Origin of the sequence: Arthrobacter liuii (genome assembly GCF_014639275.1) — a bacterium.
GTDB lineage: Bacteria > Actinomycetota > Actinomycetes > Actinomycetales > Micrococcaceae > Arthrobacter > Arthrobacter liuii.
Genome location: NZ_BMFW01000002.1, coordinates 58,306 through 78,551, shown reverse-complemented (window position 1 = coordinate 78,551; position 20,246 = coordinate 58,306). Strand labels below are relative to the sequence as shown.

Below are 20,246 nucleotides of genomic sequence, written 5' to 3'. Positions count from 1 at the left end.
ACCGCGGCGGGCATATCAGCACGGAGAGTCGATGAACCGCACAGCCAGTATCAAGGACGTGGCCAACCACGCGAGCGTGGCCGTGGGGACAGTCTCCAACGTCCTGAACTATCCGGACCGGGTGTCGGACCGGACCAAGGAGCGCGTCCTGCGCGCCATCGACGAACTGGGTTTTGTCCGCAACGATGCCGCCCGCCAACTCCGCGTTGGCCACAGCCGCACCATCGGACTCATCGTCCTGGACGTCGGCAACCCCTTCTTCACCTCCGTGGTCCGCGCGGCCGAGGACGCCGCAGCACTCCAGGGAAGCGCCGTCCTGCTGGGCGACAGCGGCCATAACGCCAGCCGGGAAGCCAACTACGTCGACCTCTTCCAGGAGCAGCGGGTCCAGGGCCTTTTGATCTCGCCAGTGGGAGATATCACGGACAGGCTGGACCTCCTCCGCGAGCGCGGCATCCCCACGGTACTGGTTGACCGGCTGGCCGACGAGTCCAGGTTCAGCTCAGTTGCAGTGGACGACGACGCCGGCGGGTACCTCGCCGCCCGGCACCTGCTGGACACCGGCCGCCGTCGACTCGCCTTTGTTGGCGGCGCAACGTCCATCCGGCAGGTGGCGGACCGCCTCCAGGGTGCCCGGCGGGCCGTAAAGGAGGAGCCGGACGCCACGCTCGAGATCCTCACGGCGGAGGGTATGACCGTCCTGGCCGGGCGCAGCATAGGCAACGAGCTCGTGGAGCGGGGCCCAGCGGAGTTGCCGGAGGGGATTTTCTGCGCCAACGACCTCCTGGCCCTGGGCGTTATGCAATCACTCACCATGACGCACACGTTCCGTATCCCGGAGGATGTGGCCTTGATCGGCTATGACGACATCGACTTTGCAGTCTCCGCCGTGGTGCCGCTGTCCTCCATCCGCCAGCCCACCGAACTGCTGGGCCGGACCGCAATCGAGCTGCTGTCCGAAGAAGTGGAGTCCCGGAACCCCGTCCACCGCTCGGTGGTTTTCACCCCGGAACTGGTGGTCCGGCAGAGCACGGCAATGCCTGATGCCGGCTGATCCGGCCCGCGCGGATTATGTCCCGGCCTGCTGCAGCCACCGCATGGATTCCGGCCGTGAGGTGAAAAAGCGGGTGGGGCAAGGTGGGATGTGGACGCCCAGGAAGAAGTTCGCAATAATCCGGTCCACGGGACTTGCCCCAAGGAGGGCAATTCGGTTGGCCGCGCAGGGAATGGAGAACACCGAGCGGGCCTCCCTGCTGACCGCCTCGGTGGTGGCCATGTCCACCAGCATCGGGTAGTTGCCGTCACCGGCTATCTCGTTGACCGCAGCCATGGCCGCCTGGGCGTCATGGATTTCAATCCGGACCTTGGGTTCCCAAATGAGGTGGATAACGCCATCGGGGCCCAACTCCACGGTACCTTTGCCGCCGTCGACCATTACGGGCTCCATGCGCCGCCTCCCTCCAGTGGGCAGTTCCTGACCCCTCCATCTTGCCGTACCACGCAAGGCGCTGGCACCCGCGACTCCCCAACACGCGCGACCTTCGGCCGCCTTGACTGATCAGCATGCTTACTAATAGGTTGGTCGACGTGCCCGTGGCCTGGATCACCGTCCGACGCCACGCATCGCGGCCCACCAGGGCTGCATTTTGAAATGAACTGCATCTGAAATAAACAGTTCCGCCGGGGTTCTCCATGGGGGCGGAGCCTCGGGGATTCGCTGCGCCGCACTTGGCGCTGAAAGGATTTACCGAAAATGCGAACAAAGGTCTCAGCTTCAGTCACAGCCATTGCCCTCTCCGGAGCCATGCTCTTTGGCATGGCAGGCCCGGCGACGGCAGCAGCACCCGCGGCTCCTCCTGCCGCTTCCCAGTCGTCACAAGCTGCCAACCTGACGGGAACAATCAACCAGACCATTAACGGCGTGGGCACCTTCGTTGGCTCGTTTACGCCGTCCAATTTCAGCGCCCAGAACGGCCAGCTGACCGTCACCGGCCTGGTACAGGGCACCTTCACCGACCTTGCCGGTGTGGCCACTCCCGTCAGCCAGACAGTGACCACCACCGCTACTGCCGCACCATCTACAGCAGCTTCCCCGGCCACTGGCGGCAGCTGCGACGTCCTGAACCTGGTCCTCGGGCCACTGCACCTGGATCTCCTGGGCCTTAACGTCGACCTCAACAAGGTGGTACTGGACATCACCTCCCAGACCGGAGCGGGCAACCTGGTGGGCAACCTCCTTTGCGCCGTCACCGGGCTCCTCGACGGCGGTACGGGCCTGAACGGCCTGGCCAACCTGCTCAACCGCGTCCTGGGACTCTAGTTTCAGGTAGTTTGAGCAACCGGTACTGCAGCAATAAGGCGGGCGGCCCTTCGGGGCTGCCCGCCTTGTGTTGCCGCCTAAAGCTTCGCTACCACCAGGTTGCGGTAGGCGGCCCGGAGCGGGGCCATCTGGCGGAAGCCGATCCGGCCGCCGCCGAGCACTTTGGCGGAGGAATCCCGCCACTCAAAGAGGAGGAGCCCGTTGATGGAAAACGCCACCCGGGGCCCTTCCTTCACCACTTCCAGCCGGTAGAAGTCCGTGGCGTCCCGGGCTGGCGGCAACGGGTCCGCGCCCCCACGGGGGGGAAAGTCGCCAGCGGTCAAGGGACAGGGAAAGCCCGGTTCCATAACGGCGCCGGAGCTTATACAACTCCGCCCCGCAGGAACCTGGGTTCCCTCCGGGGCAGTGCTGTTACCCGCCGTCGGCTAGCTGCTGATGGCGGACTTCATCTCATCGGTCGCCTTCTTGCCGGCGTCCACCGGAGAGAGACGCTCGAACAGGACTTCCGAGGTGTACCGCTTGATGATTTCCTGGATGGCGCCCGCACCCTTCGGTGGCGGTGCCGGGGCCTCGCCGAGCTCATCCTTGATCTGGTCGATGAAGTTGACCACCTTGACGTCGGCCGGGGTCAGTTTCGGCTGGATGGCCGCCCGGACGTCGGAGTTCGGGTAGACGCCGCGGTCAGCCAGGAGGGCCTCGCCGGCCTTGACGTTGTTGGTCAGGAAGTTGATGAACTTGGCGGTTTCCTGCGGGTGCTTGGTGCGCGAGGATGCCGACCAGAACTGTGATGCCTTGTACCAGAGTTCCGTGTCAGCGGCCTTGCCGGTCTTGGTGGGGAACCGCAGGATCTTCAGGTCTCCTCCACTTGCCTTTTCCAGGGCCGGAGCCTGGTTGGACCACCAGAACGCCATGCCGTTCTTGCCCGTTGCCAGCCCGCTCTGGTCAAGCGGAGCAGCCTCGGCTTCCACTACCTCGGATGCGGACGGCACCGCCTTCTTCTGGCTCAACTGTTTCAGGAAGGCCCACCACTCGGCGACGTCGCTCGGCTCGAAGCCCAGCTTCCCGTCAGATGTATAAAGTGACTTGCCGTTCTGCCGGAGCCAGACACCCAGGGAAGCCTCGTCAGTTCCGTAGGCTGCGGCGCCGTATGTTCCCTTCGGCGACTTGGCGGTGATCTCGGAGGCGATACGGCCGAAGTCGTCCCACGTCCATTTGGTGTCGTCGGGCAGTGGGACGCCTGCTGCTTCGAAGACCTTGGGATTGGCCAGGATGGTCGCGGCGTTGATGCCCGCGGCGATGCCCGTCAGCCCTTTCTGGCCCTTACCGGCGTTCAGTGCGGCCTCGTCCAGCTTGGAGGTGTCGATGTCGTACTTGGACAGGTCCAGGAGGGCGCCGCGGCTGGAGTACTCCGTAATGTACTTTTCGTCCATCTGGATGATGTCAGGGGCATCGTTGGCCGCCACCTGCGTGGCCAACTTGTCCCAGTAGCCGCTCCAGTCACCGAACTCCGGCTTGATCTTGATCTTGGGGTTTTCAGCTTCGAACTGCTTGATGGCTTCCTGGGTCAGCTGGGCACGTTTGTCGCCGCCCCACCAGGAGAAGCGAAGCTCCACAGTGCCGTCCGCGTTCTGCGGGGCGGCTCCCCCGCCGCAGGCGCTGAGAGCCATGACGGCGGCGACGGCGGCGGCAACTGCGCCGGCCTTACGGTTTCGGCGCGATGCGCCTGAAGTGGGTGCCCCTGCATTCTGCTGGGCAGCAGACGCAGGTCGGGGAAAAAGCGGCACTATGGTACTCCGATCTTCTTTGATCCAGGTGCGGGTGATTGTCTGTGAAAGCGCTTTCTGAGACTAATGCTACAAGTACAAAACTTGTAACACAAGACGTTCGTGGGCCATCGGCGACGGAAGGTGGACCGGCCAACACGCAACGAACGGCCCGCCACTGGGGACGGGCCGTTCGGGCGGCCTGGGTTGTAGCCCGGGACTTACTTGATACCGGTGGTGGCGATGCCTTTGATCAGGAACCGCTGGCCGAAGAGGAACACCAGGAAGACCGGCAGCAGGGAAACGATGGACATCGCGAACAGCGATCCCCAGCTTGTGGCTGACTGGGAATCCACGAACGCCCGCAGCGCCACCGGAACGGTAAACATGTCCGGATCCGTGAGGTAGATCAGGGCGCCGAAGAAGTCGTTCCAGGTCCAGATGAACGTGAAGATGGTGGTAGTGGCCAGCGCCGGCACCATCAGCGGCAGGATGACCCGCAGGAAGATGCGCGGATGGCCTGCGCCGTCGATGCGTGCCGCTTCATCGAGTTCCCGCGGAATGCCGCGGATGAACTGCACCATCAGGAAGACGAAGAACGCATCCGTGGCCAGCAGCTTGGGCACCAGCAGCGGCCAGAAGGTGTTCACCCAGCCGATCTGCGAGAACAGGATGTACTGCGGAACGATCACCACGTGGAACGGCAGCATGATGGTCAGCAGCATGATGCCGAAGAACAGCTTCTTGCCGGTGAACTGGAGCCGCGCAAAGGCGTACGCCGCCATGGAGCATGACACCAGGTTTCCCAGGATCGAGCCGATCACCACGATGGCCGAGTTGAGCATGTAGTGGCCGAACGGATGGGTCAGGGCTGACCAGCCGGATGTGTAGTTGCTCATTTCCAGGCTGTTGAGCCACAGGCCGGGCTCACGGAAGATCAACTCGTTCGGGCGCAGCGAGGACACCACCATCCACAGGAGCGGATAGATCATCAGCGCGCCGGCCAAAATCAGGATGCCGTGCTTCATCAGCGATTTGCCGCGCTGGGCCCGGCTGAAGGCCAAGGTTCCCCGGGACTCGCGGACCCTGGGCTTGCGGTTCGTAGGCTTGCCGGCGCCCCCGGACTTCTTTCCCGGGGTGGGCAGCGTCTCAAGCTTAGTCGTCATAGAAAACCCAATACTTAGAAGCGATGAAGTTGATGGCGGTGAACACGCCGATGATGAGCAGCAGCACCCACGCCATGGCTGAGGCGTAGCCCATGTCGAACTGGCCGAAGCCCTTTTGGTAGAGGTACAGCGTGAAAAACATGGTGGAGTCCGAAGGCCCCCCGTTGCCGCCGGAGACGATGAACGCCTGCGTGAACGACTGGAACGAACCGATGATCTGCAGCACCAGGTTGAAGAAGATGATCGGGCTCAGCATCGGCAGGGTGATCCGCCAGAACTGCTGCAGCGTGCTGGCGCCGTCCACCTTGGCGGCTTCGTAGTACATGTTGGGGATCTGCCGCAGGCCCGCCAGGAAGATGATCATCGGGGCGCCGAAGGTCCAAACGTGCAGCAGGATGATCGACCCCAGCGCTGTACTGGGATCCGAGATCCAGCCCGGACCCTGGATGCCGAACATGGCCAGGACCTGGTTGACCAGGCCCGTGGTGCCGAAGATCTGCTTCCACAGGATGGCGACTGCAACGGAGCCGCCCAGGAGGGACGGCAGGTAAAACACGGAGCGGTAGAACGGAAGTCCCCGAAGCCCTTTGTCCAGTACGAGCGCAATCAGCAGTGCCACGCCAAGCTGCAGCGGCACGCCGACGAAGACATAGGTAAACGTGACCCTCAGCGAGTTGTGCAGCCGGGCGTCACTGAGCATCCGGGTGAAGTTGTGCAGCCCCGTCCATTCCGGCGGCTGGAGCAGGTTGTAGTCCGTGAAGGACAGGTAGAGGGACATCAGCATGGGGCCGATGGTGATGGCCCCCAGGCCCACCAGCCACGGCAGCAGGAAGATGTAGGCGGCCTTGTTGTCCCGCTTGTTGGCCTTCTTCTCCTCAGCGGTGGCCTTGCCCTTCCGCCGGGTGATGGAGCTGAGTTCGCTGATGGCGCTCACAGGAGCTGCTCCGTCCTGGGAATCTGCTTTGCGGCCATGTGGTCTCCTTTGGTCATCGTGGCCTCCACGTTGCGGTCATCGCCGGGCGATGGGGATTGGGCATTGTCGGATTTGCGGCTCCGTACCAAAGTAAACGTTTTCTTGACTCCTGTATAGCCCTTTGTTAGTTTTTCAGAAAACGCTTTCTCACCAAACGATGGATGTACTCTTCGGAGAGACCACCGCCCCCAAGGAAGGAGGCAGGAAACTGGTTCCAACAGCGCGGCCCAGCGCCATCGCGGGCTACGACGACTGGCCTGCCTACGTCCGGCACAAGCCGCACCACCAGGCCTCCACAGGCCCGGCGCAGGAGCTTTCGGACGCCCTGGGCGTACCGGGTGCGGACGCACCTCCCGAGGTAACGGTGCACTGGGAGGAAACGTACGACGGCGCCACCACCACCCAGCTCAGCTGGCAGTTGGGTTTCGGTCCGCGGACTACGGGCTGGCTGGTCAGGCCGGCCGGAAGTTCCGGTCCCCTGCCGGGTGTCCTGGCCCTGCACTGCCACGGCGGAAACAAGTTCGGCGGCGCCGACCGGCTGGTGGAGCTGCCCGACAGCCACCCGTCGGCAGCTGCCGACCGTGCCGGCCACTACGACGGGCGTCCCCTCGCCACGGACATCGCCCGCCGCGGCTTCGCGGTCCTGGCCCACGACACCTTCGCCTGGGGCAGCCGAAAATTCGACCTTTCAACACCCCCGTGGCGGACCGCCTCCGCAACAGCGGCGAGGCAGGCGCAGTGGCGGGAGGACGGCGTCGTGCCTTCCGACGCGGACGAATACAACGCCGCCGCCGGCTTCCACGAAGACACGGTGGCCAAAGCCGCGGGCCTGCTGGGCACCAGCCTCGCCGGCATGGTGGCGCACGACGACCTGGCCGCAGTGGAGATCCTGGCAGCCCTGCCGGACGTGGACCAGGACAGACTGGGCTGCATCGGCTTCTCCGGCGGCGGTGGGCGGTCGCTTGCCCTCGCAGCCCTCAGTCCCCGCATCCGGGCGGCGGTGGTGACCTGCATGATGACCACCTTCGAATCCCTGCTCCCGGCCTACCTGGACGCGCATTCCTGGCTGCTGCAGACCCCGGGCCTGTGGAAGCTGGGCGACTGGCCGGAGCTTACGGTCCGCGCAGCCGCCGCCCGGTTCCTGGTGCAATACGCCCTGGCGGATGAACTTTTTCCGGCGGACGGGATGCGCCAGGCGCACCGGTTGCTGGAATCCCTGCACGGCGGCACAGACACCTACACCGGCTGCTTCTGGCCAGGCGGGCACGTCTTCACGGCGGCCATGCAGGACCAAGCCCTCGATTTCCTGGCCCAATCGCTGGCCTCCTGACCCCTTCCAACGACATCTTCAAGGACCCACGTGACCACACAGCGCTCAGCCGAATCCACGCACCCGCAGGCCCCATCCACCGCCATCCCGCGGGTGGCCCTGGTGGGCGTGCACGGCTTCGGTGAACGGCATCTTGCCAACCTGGCCCGGCTTGAAGAAGCCGGCGCCCTGGAACTGGTGGCCGTCGCCGATCCCAACCCGCCGCAGCCCGGCACCCTGGCCGGCTCCGTGGCTGTGTTCGCCCACTTGGACGCACTGCTGGCCGCACAGCCAGGTGTCGACGTCGTCATCATTGCCACCCCCATTCAAACCCACGCCCCGCTGGCCATCGCCGCATTGTCCGCAGGGATGGATGTTTACCTCGAGAAGCCACCGGTGGCCTCGCTGGCCCAGTTCGAGCAGGTCCTTGCCGCCGCGCAGGAGAACGGGCGCCTGGTCCAGGTGGGCTTCCAGAGCCTGGGTTCCCACGCCCTGCCCGCCATCAGGGGCATGGTGGCGGCCGGGGACATCGGCACCGTCCTGGGCATCAGCGCCACCGGCCAGTGGCTGCGGACCAAGGCCTATTTCAAGCGCTCGCGCTGGGCCGGAAGGCGCAGCCTGGACGGCGCCGATGTGGTGGACGGCGTGGCAACCAACGCACTGGCCCACGCCGTCGCCACCGGCCTGCACCTGGCCGGTGCGCACACCCTCGCCGACGTAGCCTCCGTGGAAACGGACCTGTACCGCGCCAACAACACCGAAAGCGACGACACGTCGGTGCTCCGCGTCGGCACAGCCCAGGGAACCACACTGCTGTGCGCCCTCACGCTCTGCGCCCCCGAACAGCTGGACCCTGCCGTCACCGTGCACGGCACTCTGGGCGACATCACGCTCTCCTACACGCGGGACGAAGTGTTCATCACCACCTCCGGCGGCGAACGACGGGAAACGTTCGGCCGGACCGACCTGCTGGAGAACCTTCTGGATGCCCGCGCCACGGGTGTTCCCCTGCTCTCTGCGCTGCAGGACTCCGGCGCGTTCACTGCCGTCCTGGAGGCCATCCGTACCTCCCCCGTGCCTGCCCCGATCGACGCCAAGTATGTCTCCTGGGAAGGCGAGGGCGACGGCGCCCACCCCGTAGTCCAGGGCATCACCGACCTGATCGAGCGGGCCGTGAAGGCGCAGGCCACGTTCGCCGAACTCGGCGTCCCGTGGGCCCGGGCCCTTCCGCCCGTCCGTACGCTGACCGTGGACGGCCGGCCGGTGGCCGACTACCAGGACGGCAGCCACATCCGCGCCGTCTCCTCCCCGCGCCCCTACCTGCACCCGGTGCGGACCCTGAACGGCGCCGTGGTGACGGACCACCAACCGCTGGACCACGTGTGGCACCTTGGCGTGGGCGTGGCCCTGCAGGATGTGGACGGGGTGAACTTCTGGGGCGGCCGCACCTACATTGGGGAGGCCGGGCAATACGTCTGGCGCCCGGACCACGGCAGCATCGCCGGCACCGGCACCACTGTTGAGCGGCTCGACGCCGGCAACGGGCAGGAGGGCCGGCTCCAGGAGACCCTGAGCTGGAACGGCCCCGACGGCACCCCTGTCCTCGTGGAGGAACGCACCTGGGCATGGTCCGGCGTCGCGCCTTCCGTCTGGCGGCTGTCCCTCGACTTCGGGCTGTCCCCCGCCAGCAGCAAGCCCGTCAGCCTGGGCAGCCCCGGATCCAACGGACGCTTCGAGGGCGGCTATGGCGGCTTCTTCTGGCGCCTGCCCGCATGCGGGGACGCCACGGTATGGACGCCCGCCGGCACCGGCGAGTCGGAGACCCACGGCAGCGTCACGCGCTGGCTCGCCTGGGCTGGAACGTTCGACGGCGGCCCCGCCACCTTGGTTTTCGCCGCCCCGGAAGACTCCGCCGACCCGTGGTTTGTCCGCGTGGACGGCTACCCCGGCGTGGGCCAGTCACTGGCATGGGACACGGCCGTCATCGCCCAGCCGGGCAGCCAGGTGCGGCGGCGCATCACCGTTTTCGTGGCCGACGGAATCATGGCCACCACCGACATCGAAGCATTGATCAACCCTCAGGGGGACCCGTCATGACCCAGGCAACAACCGCAGCCGCTGCCCTGCAGGAGGCGCGCCAGGCTCCCGGGTCACGGGCGGACCGGGCCATCAAGCGCCGTCGCGTCCTGGACATCCTGGATGCCGCTGGGCGCGACTCGCTGCTCCTCACCACCAACACAGCCCTCACCTGGTACCTGGACGGCAGCCGTGTGCACATCAGCCTCGCCGGCGATCCCATCGCCGCCCTGCTGGTGGACCGCGACGGCGACCATCTGGTGACGTTCAACAATGAAGCAGGCAGGATCGCCGCCGAAGAGCTGCCGGCCGGGGTAAACCTGCACACCGTGCCCTGGTACGGGAACCTGCACCAGGCCGCTGCCGCCGTCGGAACCAGCGGGCAACCGCCGCTGCCAGAAGCGGATGCCACCGCCCAGCTTCGCGCCGCCCGGCAGCAGCTCCTCCCGGCCGAAAGTGCCCGCTATTCCCTGCTCAGCGCGGAACTGGCCGGCATCATGACGGACGTGCTGTCCGCTGCCCGCCCCGACACCACGGAATTCGGCCTGGTCTCGTCACTGGCCGCACGCGTGGTGGCTGCCGGCGCGGAGCCACTGGTGCTCCTTTGCAACGGCAGCTCCCGCAGCAGCTTCCGGCACCCGTTGGCTACCCATTCCCCCCTCGGCAGGCGTGCCATGGCCGTGGTGTGCGCCCGACGCGACGGCCTGGTTGCCAACATCACCCGCTGGATAAGGTTCGACGCCGGCACGCCTGAAGAGCGCGACGCCGAGGCACGCATCGCTGCAGTGGAAGCGGACATTTTCGATGCAACCGTTCCCGGCGCCCGGCTGGACAGCATTTTCACCGAGATCAAGGCCGCCTATGTGCGGCATGGTTTCGGGGCGGACCAGTGGGAGCAGCACCACCAGGGCGGTCCGGCCGGTTATGCCGGGCGCGATCCACGGGTAACCGCTGCCGTCTCCGACACCGTGGTGCGGGACCAGGCCTTCACGTGGAACCCCTCGGGCCCTGCCGTGAAGATCGAGGACACTGCGCAGCTCACAGAGTCCGGGCTGCAGGTCCTCACTGCCGATCCGCGGTGGCCGTCCACGATCGTGAACGGCCTGGAGCGGCCGGTCACGCTGCAACTGTAGGCCAAACGCCCGCTCACTTCCTGGGCCCAAACCACAAACGCCCGCTCACGTAGGGCCGCCGATGCGGACCTATGTGAGCGGGCGTTCCGGTTTAACCGGCCATACGTGAGCGGGCGTTTCAGGGAAGCTGCAGTTCGCCGTCCACGCGGCGCGGGATGCCCAGCGGGTTCTCCTCGCGCAGTGCCGGATGCAGCACTGTTTCCGGTGCCTCCTGGTAGGCCACCGGGCGCTGGAACCTGCGGACCGCCGTCGCGCCCACCGAGGTGAACAGCGACGTGGTGGCCGGGTACGGGCCGCCGTGCTGCTGGGCCCAGTTGACCGCGACGCCGGTGGGCCAGCCTGCGAACAGGACGCGTCCGGCGAGCCCGGACAGCTGCTCCACCAGGGCCTCGATGTCCTCGCCCTGTTCGCTGTGGAGGGTGGCCGTCAGGCTCCCCGGGACCTTGGCCAGGACAGCGGACAGTTCGTCCTGGTCAACGAACTCGATGAGGATGGTGGTGGGTCCGAAGCATTCTTCCAGCAGCTGCTCCGGGCGTTCCAGGACCTTGGCCGCGCTGGTGCAGAAGACCACCGGCGCTGCGCCGTTGGCTGCCGCGTCCTGGTCGACGCTGCCGCTGACAACCTCCACCCCGTCCACCGAGGCGAAGCTGCGCAGCCCGTCCGGGTAGGCTTCCGCGATCCGGGTGGTGAGCATGCCCAGGGCGGGCTTGTCCGTGCTGGCCTCCGCCACTTCCTTGGCAAACTGCGTCCCGGCAGGGATGAACACCAGGCCCGGTTTGGTGCAGAACTGGCCGGCGCCCAGGGTGAAGGAACCTGCAAGCCCGGCGGCAAGTTCCGCTGAACGCTGCTGCAGGGCCGCGGCCGTGATCACCACAGGGTTGAGGCTGCCCAGTTCCCCGTAGAACGGGATGGGATCGGGCCGGGAGGTGGCGAGGTCGAACAGGGCACGGCCGCCCGGGATGGAGCCGGTGAAGCCGACGGCCTTGATGGCGGGGTCCTGGACCAGGGCGGTGCCCATTTCGCGTCCGCTGACCAGCCCGAAGAGTCCGTCGGGTGCGCCCGCGCCGCGGAGGGCCTCCGCCACGATTTCCGCCGTCCGTTCGGAAAGCCGCAGGTGGCCGGAGTGTGCCTTGACGATCACGGAGCAGCCGACGGCGAGGGCCGAGGCGGTGTCACCGCCAGCCACAGAGAAGGCGAACGGAAAGTTCGACGCCGAGAAGACAGCGACGGGGCCGATGGGCCTGAGGATCCGGCGGAGGTCAGGCCTGGGCGGGGTGGCGGCCGGGTCCGCGTGGTCGATGATGGCCTCAAGGTAGGAGCCCTCAGTGATCACGCGGGAAAACAGGCGCAGCTGCCCGGTGGTCCGGGCCACCTCCCCTGCCAGGCGTGGGACGCCGAGGTTGGTTTCGGCATCCGCGATCTCCACGAGTTCGCTCGCGTTGGCGTCCAGGGCGTCGGCCACAGCGTTCAGCCAACCCGCCCGTTCGGCGTCGGAAGCGGCCGCTGAAACCCGTGCCGCCGCCGTGGCGGCAGCGGTGAGCTCTGTCAGGGTAAGCGTTGCAGTTGTCACGTCAGGTACCTGTTCTGTGGGTATACGTTCATCGTTGCAGCGAGTCCCGGAAGCGGAACCCCAGTCCGGGCTGGTCCGCCAGGGTCACCCGGCTGTTGCTGAACCGCACCGGCGACGGCCCGGCCAGGATGCCAAGCTGTTCAAAGGACGCCTCCTCAACGTCCTCCACGAGCGTAGGCTCCGCGAGGGTCAACGCCAGTTGCCCAGACAGTTCCGGCAGCAGGTGCGGCATCACTTTGATGCTGTGGGTCCGTGCCAGCTCCACGATCCGCCGGAACGGGGTGATCCCGCCAACGCGGATGATGTTCGGCTGGATGATGTCCACTGCCTCCGCCTTGATGAAATCGCGGAACCGGTAGATGGTGTGCAGATTTTCGCCGAGGGCGATGGGCACGGGTGAGTGCTTCCGCAGCCGCCGGTAGGCCCAGAGGTCATCCGCTCGGATGGGTTCCTCCAGCCATTCCAGCCCGAATTCGGCCAGGGCGTCGAGGGCCCTGAGGGTGGTGGGCAGGTCCCACCGCTGGTTGGCGTCGATCATGAGCCTGCGGTCCGGGCCCAGGACGGAGCGGACGGCGGCAACGCGTTCGCGGTCCTCGCGGATGTCCGGTTTGCCCACCTTGATCTTCACTGCCTCATGGCCGGCGGCAATCCAGCGTTCGGCCTGGGCCACCAGTTCGTCCAGAGTGTAGTGCAGGTTCACGCCGGAACCGTAGACCTCGGCGGATTCATGCCGCTGCCCCAGCAGCCCGGTGACCGATGTGCCGGCACGGCGGCCCTGCAGGTCCCACAGGGCCAGATCCACACCTGCCATGGCGATGGTGGTGAGCCCTCCGCCGCCGGCCTCGTGCAGCCGCTTCCACAGCACATCCCACACCGCCTCGGCGGTGGCAGGCAGCCCGGTGACGAAAGGGGCGATGTCGCAGTCCAGCAGCGCCTTGACTGCCTGCGGGCCGATGGTGGGGGTCCAGGAGAATCCGAAGCCCGTGCCGCCGTCGTCCGTGGAGATCTCCGTGGCGATCACGTGGTTCTCCGGCGCTTCCACGCCCCAGCTGCGGCGCAGCGGAACGGTCAGGAGCCGGGTGGCCAGGCCGGTGATGCTGGGAACGGTGCGGACGGTCTCGGCCGCGGGCGCGCTCATCAGCGGCCGGCCAGCTCGTAGCCCTTGGCGAGGATGGCCTTGAGTTCCACCAGCTGTTCCTCTGTGGGATCAACCAGCGGCGGCCGGACGGAACCGACGGGCAGTCCGGCCAGCCTCAGGCCGGCCTTGATCAGGGAAACGCCGAAGCCGGGGGTCTGGTCACGGAGGCGGACCAGGGGGGCGTAGAAGCCTTCAAGCAGGGCATTGCGGCGGTCTTCGTCCCCGGCCACGTAGGCGTCGTAGTAGGCCTTGGCGATTTCCGGTGCCATGGCGAACGCCGCCGACGAGTAGAGCGGGATGCCCAGTCCGCGGTAGGCGCCCTGGGTCAGTTCGGCGGTGAGCAGGCCGTTGAAGAAGGCGAAGTCCTTTCGCCCGGATGCCTTGACGGCGGTCACGATTTCCTGGGCCAGGCCCACGTCGCCCAGGCCGTCCTTGAAGCCGATGACCTTGGGATTGGCAGCGAGCTTGGCCATGGACGCTGCAGTGAACTTGGCGTTGCCGCGGTGGTACACGATCACCGGCAGGCTGCTGGCATTGGCCACGGCCTCGATGTAGGCCACCAGCCCGACGGTGGGGCCTGTGACCAGGTAGGGCGGCAGCACCAGGAGGGCGTCGGCGCCGGCTTCCTCGGCGGCACGGGCGGCGGCGAGGGCGTGGCCCAGCGGTCCGCCGGCACCTGCCACCACAGGAACCTTGCCGGCCACAACCTCGACGGCGGCCGCCACCACGGTGCGGACCTCCTCGATGCTGAGGGCATGGAATTCACCGGTGCCGCAGGCGGGGAAGACTCCGCCTGGACCGAAGGGCAGGCGGGAGCCGATGTGCTCCTTGAGCAGGTCCACGTCTACGGCGCCTTGGGCCGTGAACGGAGTGACGGGGAAGAACAGTACGCCGTCGAATTTCATGGTGTCTCCTTGCCCCCGCTGCCGGCATTGACCAGCGCGGAGGCCTCGTCGTTGAGGTTGTGATGGGACTTCAGTTCAGTGCGCCAGGTGCGCTTGGGCTGCCAGCCCAGGAGTTCCTGGGCCTTGGCGATGGAAAAGGCTGGGCTGGTGCCGGTGAGGCCTGCGCTGAGCGCTTCGCTTCCCGGCAGGAACGTGGGCAGCAGTTCCGCCAGGGGTGCCGTAGCCAGAGCGTCCGCCGCGCCCACGAAGAACGTCTCGCCGTTCGGAATGGACTCCATTTTCTGCAGCAGCAGGTCCAGGAAGTCCGCCACGTCCCGGGCGTCCACGTAGTTGAACAATGCGGGTGCGGAGAGGGCGGGGTCGGCGAGGCGTTCGGCGAGGGTATGGCCCTGCTGGGTGGGGGCGCCTTCCCACTCCTCCGGGGAAATCACGAAGCAGGGGCGGAACGCCGCATAGCGGATCTTCTCCCCCTGGGCGGTGGCGAACATCTGCACCGTCTGTTCCGCAATGTGCTTGGACAGGGCGTAGGCGTTCCAGGGCCTCGGCGGGGTCCGCTCATCCAGCGGGAACGACGGCGGCAACCAGCCCGCCGGACACCCATAGCCAAGGACGGTGGGGCTGCTGGCGGTGACGATTTTCGGGACACCCACCTCCGTCGCCGCGCTGATCACGGCGAAGGCGAGCCGGGTGTTGGTGCCGAAAATGACGTCCTCCGGCGCGCTGAACGGTACGGCAATCGCCGCGAGGTGGATGACGGCGTCGGGCCTTGCCTCCCGGATGAGGCGCAGTGCCTCGCCGGGGGCAAGGAGGTCAGCGGTTTCCTGGACGACGCCGGCCGGCAGCTGGTCGGCGGGCGCGGCGTCGCGGTCTACCGAGACCACCTCATGGCCGGCCCGGGCAAGCCCGGCCACCACGCTGCGGCCCAGCCGGCCGGAGCCGCCGGTGACAAAGATCCTGCTCATGGTGCGTCCTTACTTGCCGCGGCGAAGGTCGACGCCGAGGTCCAGGTCCTCGACGCGCACGGGGAGGGACGTTTCGAGGGAGCGGTTGCCGGCGATGCCCACGGACACCGAACGCAGCCCGTCCAGGTAGCCGGAGGGACGGCCCAGCGGATCCTCGCCCGGTCCGTTGAAGAGGTCCGAGAGCAGCAGTTCGTCGCCGCCGCCGTGGCCGCCCTCGCCGTTGACGATGGGCACCTCGTAGGCGGCCTCCCAGTGGCGCTGGACCACCAGGCGCTCGCCGTTGCGGCGCACGGCGTCTTCTTCCTCAACCGGTGTCGCGGAAGGGTCCACCACGGTCTTTTTGTCGGTGCTGTGCAGCACCGCTGCGCGCTCCACCACTTCAAGCTCGGCCCGGCCCCCGGTGCCGTTGACCGCCACCCGGTAGCCCTCCCATGGGCTGTGCGCGTTCAGTGAGTAGCTCAGGCGGGGGCCGCCCTGGTACTCCACCACCAGCGCCAGGTTGTCCTCGATGGTGATGCCGCCAGTGAAGACGTCCTGGTCGCGGCGGTAGCCGTCGTAGTGTTCGTTGTCCAGGAACAGCGCTTTGAGCCGCTCGTCCTCCCTCAGGTCAAGCGCGAAGGGGTCCTTTTGGGTGGCGGGCGCACCGGCGTCGGGCGTTCCGCGTTCCGGGCGCGGGCCCAGTCCGCGTTCGGCAGCGTTCTTGTCGCCGTAGAACTTCAGGCCGCCGGAGGCGAAGACGCGCTCGGGGACGTCGTCGATCCACCAGTTGACCAGGTCGAAGTGATGGGACGCCTTGTGGATGAGCAGGCCGCCGGAGTTCTTCTTCTCGCGGTGCCAGCGGCGGAAGTAGTCCGCGCCGTGGACGGTGTCCAGGACCCAGCTGAAGTCGATGGACGTAACCTTGCCGATCACGCCGCCCTGGATGATCTCCTTGAGGGCGCTGTTGCGCGGCGAGTAGCGGTAATTGAACGTGACCACCACGTTCCGGCCGGTTTCGTGCACGGCCTGGGTGATCCGGCGGCAGCCCTCGGCGTCAATGGTCAGGGGCTTTTCGACGACGACGTCCGCACCGGCGCGGAGTCCCTCCACGATGAAGTCGGCGTGGGTGTAGTCCGGCGTGGTGACGATGACCCGGTCAATATTGTTGGCCTGGATGAAAGCGGTGAGGTCGGCAGGGGCAAACGACGCGACGGGCCCTGCAGCACCCAGTTCCTGGATGAGCTTCTGGTAGAACTGCACCCGGCCGGGGTTCACGTCGGAGAACGCCACCAGCTCAGCGGTGTCAGCGTGCTTGCCGAAGATGGCGCGGATGTACATCTCGGAACGGCCGCCGGTGCCGACAAGGGCAACGCGGGACTTGCCGCCGTCCTGGGAAGTGGCTGCGGCCGAAGCCTTCTGGGCTGTGTTGACCATGGGGTCCCTTTCGAAAGCTCATTTACTGGCCGCTGGCGCGGATGCTGTAGTTCGGCGGCGCTCTGCTGCACCATGATGACCAACTAGCGAGAAAACGCTTTCTCGCTTTGCTATAGCAGTTCTATCAACCCGCCAGTCCATCCGTCAACCACTTTTGGGGCGCCAAGAAAGCGTTTTCCTGCTCGCGCCGGTGGACCTTCGTCCGCCGCGCGGGAAAAAGAGCGGGAAAACGTAGAAATCGCTTTCCGCGTCCCGTATATGCTGTCTTTCAACGCACCAGCCAGCAAGGCCTGCGCGGGCCGGGCGCCGAATGCTCCCGGCGTATGGGCTACGGCGCAAGAGAAGGGTTCCCCATGGCCAGGAAATCGGCAAGCGGCCGGATCGGCATCGCGGACGTCGCGGTGAAGGCTGGAGTCTCCCATGCCACGGTTTCGCGCGTCATGAACGGAAACTTCACGGTGGACCCGGACATCGCGGCCCGGGTCCGCGCAGCTGCAGCCGAACTGAAGTACCAGCCCAATCCGGTGGGACGCAGCCTGGCGCTGGGCAAGACGGACACCATCGGCATCGTGGTGCCGGACCTGGCCAACCCCACCTTCCAGGCTATCCTTCGCGGCCTGAGCCGGGCGGCCGCCGAGGACGGCTACCGGGTGCTGATCGCGGACTCATTCGAGGTGTCCAGCGAGGAATCCATCCTGGCCGGCGAGGCCCGCCGCCGGTGTGACGGACTGGTACTGTGCGCCCCGCGCATGAGCGACGCGGAGCTGGAGGAGATCGCACCCTCGCTGCACCCGCTGGTGCTGATCAACCGCACCACCGCCGCCCCGCATGTGCCCAGCCTGGTGGTTGACTATGGCCAGGGCGTCCAGGACATCGCGGGGCATCTGGTGGAACTGGGCCACACCCGGCTGGCCTTCCTTGCAGGACCGCCCCGCAGCGCCTCCAACGAGATGCGGCTCAAGGGCCTGGAGACCTTCAAGGCAGCCCATCCCGAGGTGCAGGTGACCATGCTGGAGGGGGGCTCCGACTTCGACACCGGGCATGAAGCGGTGGATGCCGTGCTGGCGAGCGGGGCCACCGGCATCCTGGCCTTCAACGACCTGGTGGCCATGGGCCTGATGAGCGGCCTCCACGAGCGCGGACTGGATGTCCCCGGCGACATTTCGGTGACCGGCTTCGACGACATTCCCTTCGCCAAGTATACGACGCCGGCCCTCACCACCGGTGCGGTCCCCATCACCGAGCTGGGCGAGCAGGCATGGCACCAGCTCAGGGCACTGATCCGTAAGGAAGAGGACGGAACCCCCGGCGGCCGGTACCATCCGCGGCTGGAAGTCCGTGCCAGCACGGGACCGGCCAAAGCGCCGCGGAGCACAGTCCACGGCTGACCGCCGCCGGACCAATAACTGGAGTATTTTCGCCCAAACCCATCTTGCCTGGAGCAACGGAGGACGCCATGACCCACACCATCCAGCCCACCAACCCGGAAGCTACCCCGGCGCCGGACAGCACGGACATTCCCGCAGCGCCGGCACCTGCCGCGGCTCCGTCGTCGTCCGCCCTTCCCGCGGCCCTGAAGCGCCGCGTCCCCAGGTACTCGGACCTCGCGCCGCTGATGCAGTTCAAGAAGCCGGAATTCAGCAGGGAGGCGCGGCTGAAGCGGGCCAGCACCGTCTGGGAGCTGCGCGACATCGCCAAGCGCCGCACGCCCAAGGCACCCTTCGACTACACGGACGGGGCGGCCGAGGGCGAAATCACGCTCCGCCGCGCCCGCCAGGCGTTCCTGGACATCGAGTTCCGGCCCGGCATCCTGCGGAACGTCTCCACCATCGACCTCAGCACCGCCGTCCTGGGCAAGAAGTCGCGGCTGCCCGTCGGCATAGCACCCACCGGCTTCACCCGGATGATGCAATCCGAGGGCGAGTACGCGGGATCCCAGGCCGCTGAGGCCGCCGGCATCCCCTACACCCTGTCCACCATGGGCACCGCTTCCATCGAGGACGTGGCCGCCGCAGCCCCCAACGGGCGCAACTGGTTCCAGCTCTACCTGTGGACAGACCGGGACCGCTCCCTGGAACTGATCGAACGCGCGGCCAAGGCGGGCAACGACACCCTCATGGTCACCGTGGATACCGCCGTGGCCGGCGCCCGGCTCCGCGATGTCCGCAACGGCATGACCATCCCGCCGGCGCTGACCCTCAAGACCGTCCTGGATGCCTCCTACCGGCCCGCCTGGTGGTTCAATTTCCTCACCCACGAGCCGCTGACCTTCGCCTCCCTGTCCCGCTACACCGGCACGGTGGCGGACCTGATCAACTCGATGTTCGATCCCACGCTCACGTTCGAGGACCTGGACTGGCTGCGCGAAACCTGGAAGGGCAACCTGGTGGTCAAAGGCATCCAAACCGTGGAGGACGCCCGCCGGGTGGTGGACCACGGCGCAGACGGCGTGGTCCTGTCCAACCATGGCGGCCGGCAGCTGGACCGCGCCCCCATTCCGTTCCACCTTCTCCCGGAGGTCAAACAGGCGTTCACCGCTGACAACACCGATGCGGCGATCATGCTGGACACCGGCATCATGAGCGGCGCCGACATCGTGGCGGCACTGGCCCTCGGCGCCGACTTCACGCTGATCGGCCGCGCGTACCTCTACGGCCTGATGGCCGGCGGACGCGCGGGCGTGGACCGCACCCTGGAGATCCTTGAGAAGGACATGGCACGCACCATGGCGCTCCTGGGCGTCAGCCGGATTTCGGAGCTCACCCCGGACCACGTGCGCGTGCTGACGAATTAGTCCCAACTGAGTAGCGCCAAGTGTCGTTTTGCGCGTTCAAAACGGCACTTGGCGCTACCTACTTGGGTCCACGGGCTATTTTTTCCGGCCAAACTTCGGCAGGTTGGCCAGCAGGTCAGCCGCCTTGGTGGCCGCACGGCCAACAGTGCGGCCGATTTGTTGCGGAACGCTGTCGTCGCTCAGCGGGGCGGCGGTGCCGCCGGGAATCACGACGGCGGGGCTCAGCTCGGCGCCTTCCCGCACCAGGACGGGTGCCGGGACTTCCCCGCGGCCGGCCTGCGACGCCGGTTCCAGTGTCCTGTGGGCCGGTGGCTGGGAGGCGGCCGCAGCAGCGACGCCTTCCTTCAGGTGGGCCGGCGCCGCCTGGCCGCCCGCTGTCTGGTCCAGGCTGGCAGGTGAAGCGGCAGCCGGGGCGCCAGTGCCGACGTCGAACGTTTCCAACCAGCTGGCGATGCCCTCCAGCGGCCCCCGGTTCAAGGCGTAATAGCGCTTCTGGCCCTGCGCGCGCATGCTGACCAGCTGTGCTTCCCGGAGGACTTTCAGGTGCTTGGAAATGGTGGGCTGGCTCGCCGCCAGTTCCTCCACCAGTTCCCCCACGGCTTTGTCTCCTCCCCGGAGGGCCACCAAAATGTCCCGCCGGGTGGATTCCGCTATGACGGCAAATACGTCGTCTGTCACCATGCCTCCCACCCTAGCGACATATACGTCCAAAGGCATCAACTAT

18 protein-coding genes are annotated in these 20,246 nt (G+C 66.9%); 7 read left to right on the top strand and 11 right to left on the bottom strand.

Translation table 11 applies throughout. From position 1 onward, the window contains the following. Positions 1–31: 31 nt before the first annotated feature. A complete protein-coding gene (locus IEW19_RS02305) occupies positions 32–1,054 on the top strand; it encodes a LacI family DNA-binding transcriptional regulator (RefSeq protein ID WP_188570080.1) in 1,023 nt (340 codons plus the stop codon). A gap of 15 nt (positions 1,055–1,069) precedes the next feature. Here the strand turns inward: IEW19_RS02305 and IEW19_RS02300 are convergent, their stop codons facing one another. Continuing rightward, positions 1,070–1,447 carry a DUF7793 family protein gene (locus IEW19_RS02300; RefSeq protein WP_188570079.1) on the bottom strand — a complete coding sequence of 126 codons (378 nt, stop codon included), beginning with the start codon at positions 1,445–1,447 and terminating at the stop codon, positions 1,070–1,072. Positions 1,448–1,753: 306 nt separating this feature from the next. Between IEW19_RS02300 and IEW19_RS02295 the strand changes: the two genes are divergently transcribed. Next, entirely contained in the window at positions 1,754–2,320 is a 567-nt protein-coding gene (locus tag IEW19_RS02295) for an ABC transporter substrate-binding protein (RefSeq protein ID WP_188570078.1), read from the top strand. Positions 2,321–2,397: 77 nt separating this feature from the next. Here the strand turns inward: IEW19_RS02295 and IEW19_RS02290 are convergent, their stop codons facing one another. The 4 genes from IEW19_RS02290 to IEW19_RS02275 form a co-directional block, all read right to left on the bottom strand. Further along, positions 2,398–2,601, bottom strand: a complete 204-nt coding sequence (locus tag IEW19_RS02290; RefSeq protein WP_229748268.1) for a DUF1961 family protein — start codon at positions 2,599–2,601, stop codon at positions 2,398–2,400. A 144-nt stretch (positions 2,602–2,745) separates the two neighbouring features. Beyond that, entirely contained in the window at positions 2,746–4,104 is a 1,359-nt protein-coding gene (locus IEW19_RS02285; protein WP_188570077.1) for an ABC transporter substrate-binding protein, read from the bottom strand. Positions 4,105–4,304: 200 nt separating this feature from the next. Further along, positions 4,305–5,249 (bottom strand): carbohydrate ABC transporter permease, encoded by a 945-nt coding sequence (locus tag IEW19_RS02280; RefSeq protein WP_188570076.1) that lies wholly within the window; start codon positions 5,247–5,249, stop codon positions 4,305–4,307. Beyond that, on the bottom strand, positions 5,239–6,183 hold the full coding sequence (locus IEW19_RS02275; protein ID WP_188570075.1) for a carbohydrate ABC transporter permease: 945 nt from the start codon (positions 6,181–6,183) through the stop codon (positions 5,239–5,241). Before IEW19_RS02275 ends, IEW19_RS02280 begins: the two co-directional genes overlap by 11 nt. Positions 6,184–6,379: 196 nt before the next feature. On the opposite strand from IEW19_RS02275, the gene IEW19_RS02270 reads away from it, so the two are divergent. From IEW19_RS02270 to IEW19_RS02260, 3 genes are read left to right on the top strand one after another with little or no spacing between them, the layout of a single operon-like run. After that, positions 6,380–7,552 (top strand): acetylxylan esterase, encoded by a 1,173-nt coding sequence (locus tag IEW19_RS02270; RefSeq protein ID WP_188570074.1) that lies wholly within the window; start codon positions 6,380–6,382, stop codon positions 7,550–7,552. A 30-nt stretch (positions 7,553–7,582) separates the two neighbouring features. After that, positions 7,583–9,628: a DUF6807 family protein gene (locus IEW19_RS02265; RefSeq protein ID WP_188570073.1), complete on the top strand. Its 2,046-nt coding sequence runs from the start codon at positions 7,583–7,585 to the stop codon at positions 9,626–9,628. Beyond that, positions 9,625–10,740 (top strand): M24 family metallopeptidase, encoded by a 1,116-nt coding sequence (locus IEW19_RS02260; RefSeq protein WP_188570072.1) that lies wholly within the window; start codon positions 9,625–9,627, stop codon positions 10,738–10,740. The genes IEW19_RS02265 and IEW19_RS02260 overlap by 4 nt, the downstream gene beginning before the upstream one ends. Before the next feature lie 118 nt (positions 10,741–10,858). On the opposite strand, the gene IEW19_RS02255 is transcribed toward IEW19_RS02260, so the two are convergent. The 5 genes from IEW19_RS02255 to IEW19_RS02235 are packed head-to-tail and all read right to left on the bottom strand — an operon-like array spanning position 10,859 to position 16,728. Next, positions 10,859–12,310, bottom strand: a complete 1,452-nt coding sequence (locus tag IEW19_RS02255) for an aldehyde dehydrogenase (NADP(+)) (protein WP_188570071.1) — start codon at positions 12,308–12,310, stop codon at positions 10,859–10,861. A gap of 28 nt (positions 12,311–12,338) precedes the next feature. Next, on the bottom strand, positions 12,339–13,448 hold the full coding sequence (locus IEW19_RS02250) for a mandelate racemase/muconate lactonizing enzyme family protein (RefSeq protein ID WP_188570070.1): 1,110 nt from the start codon (positions 13,446–13,448) through the stop codon (positions 12,339–12,341). Next, entirely contained in the window at positions 13,448–14,353 is a 906-nt protein-coding gene (locus tag IEW19_RS02245) for a 5-dehydro-4-deoxyglucarate dehydratase (RefSeq protein WP_188570069.1), read from the bottom strand. The genes IEW19_RS02250 and IEW19_RS02245 overlap by 1 nt, the downstream gene beginning before the upstream one ends. Beyond that, positions 14,350–15,315: an NAD-dependent epimerase/dehydratase family protein gene (locus IEW19_RS02240; RefSeq protein WP_188570068.1), complete on the bottom strand. Its 966-nt coding sequence runs from the start codon at positions 15,313–15,315 to the stop codon at positions 14,350–14,352. Before IEW19_RS02240 ends, IEW19_RS02245 begins: the two co-directional genes overlap by 4 nt. A 9-nt stretch (positions 15,316–15,324) precedes the next feature. Next, entirely contained in the window at positions 15,325–16,728 is a 1,404-nt protein-coding gene (locus IEW19_RS02235) for a Gfo/Idh/MocA family protein (RefSeq protein ID WP_188570067.1), read from the bottom strand. A gap of 353 nt (positions 16,729–17,081) precedes the next feature. On the opposite strand from IEW19_RS02235, the gene IEW19_RS02230 reads away from it, so the two are divergent. Together IEW19_RS02230 and IEW19_RS02225 are read left to right on the top strand one after the other, a co-directional pair. Then, positions 17,082–18,116 carry a LacI family DNA-binding transcriptional regulator gene (locus IEW19_RS02230; protein WP_188570066.1) on the top strand — a complete coding sequence of 345 codons (1,035 nt, stop codon included), beginning with the start codon at positions 17,082–17,084 and terminating at the stop codon, positions 18,114–18,116. A gap of 68 nt (positions 18,117–18,184) precedes the next feature. Beyond that, a complete protein-coding gene (locus IEW19_RS02225; RefSeq protein ID WP_308419964.1) occupies positions 18,185–19,522 on the top strand; it encodes an alpha-hydroxy acid oxidase in 1,338 nt (445 codons plus the stop codon). A 75-nt stretch (positions 19,523–19,597) separates the two neighbouring features. On the opposite strand, the gene IEW19_RS02220 is transcribed toward IEW19_RS02225, so the two are convergent. Beyond that, positions 19,598–20,203: an ArsR/SmtB family transcription factor gene (locus tag IEW19_RS02220; RefSeq protein ID WP_188570065.1), complete on the bottom strand. Its 606-nt coding sequence runs from the start codon at positions 20,201–20,203 to the stop codon at positions 19,598–19,600. Positions 20,204–20,246 lie beyond the last annotated feature (43 nt).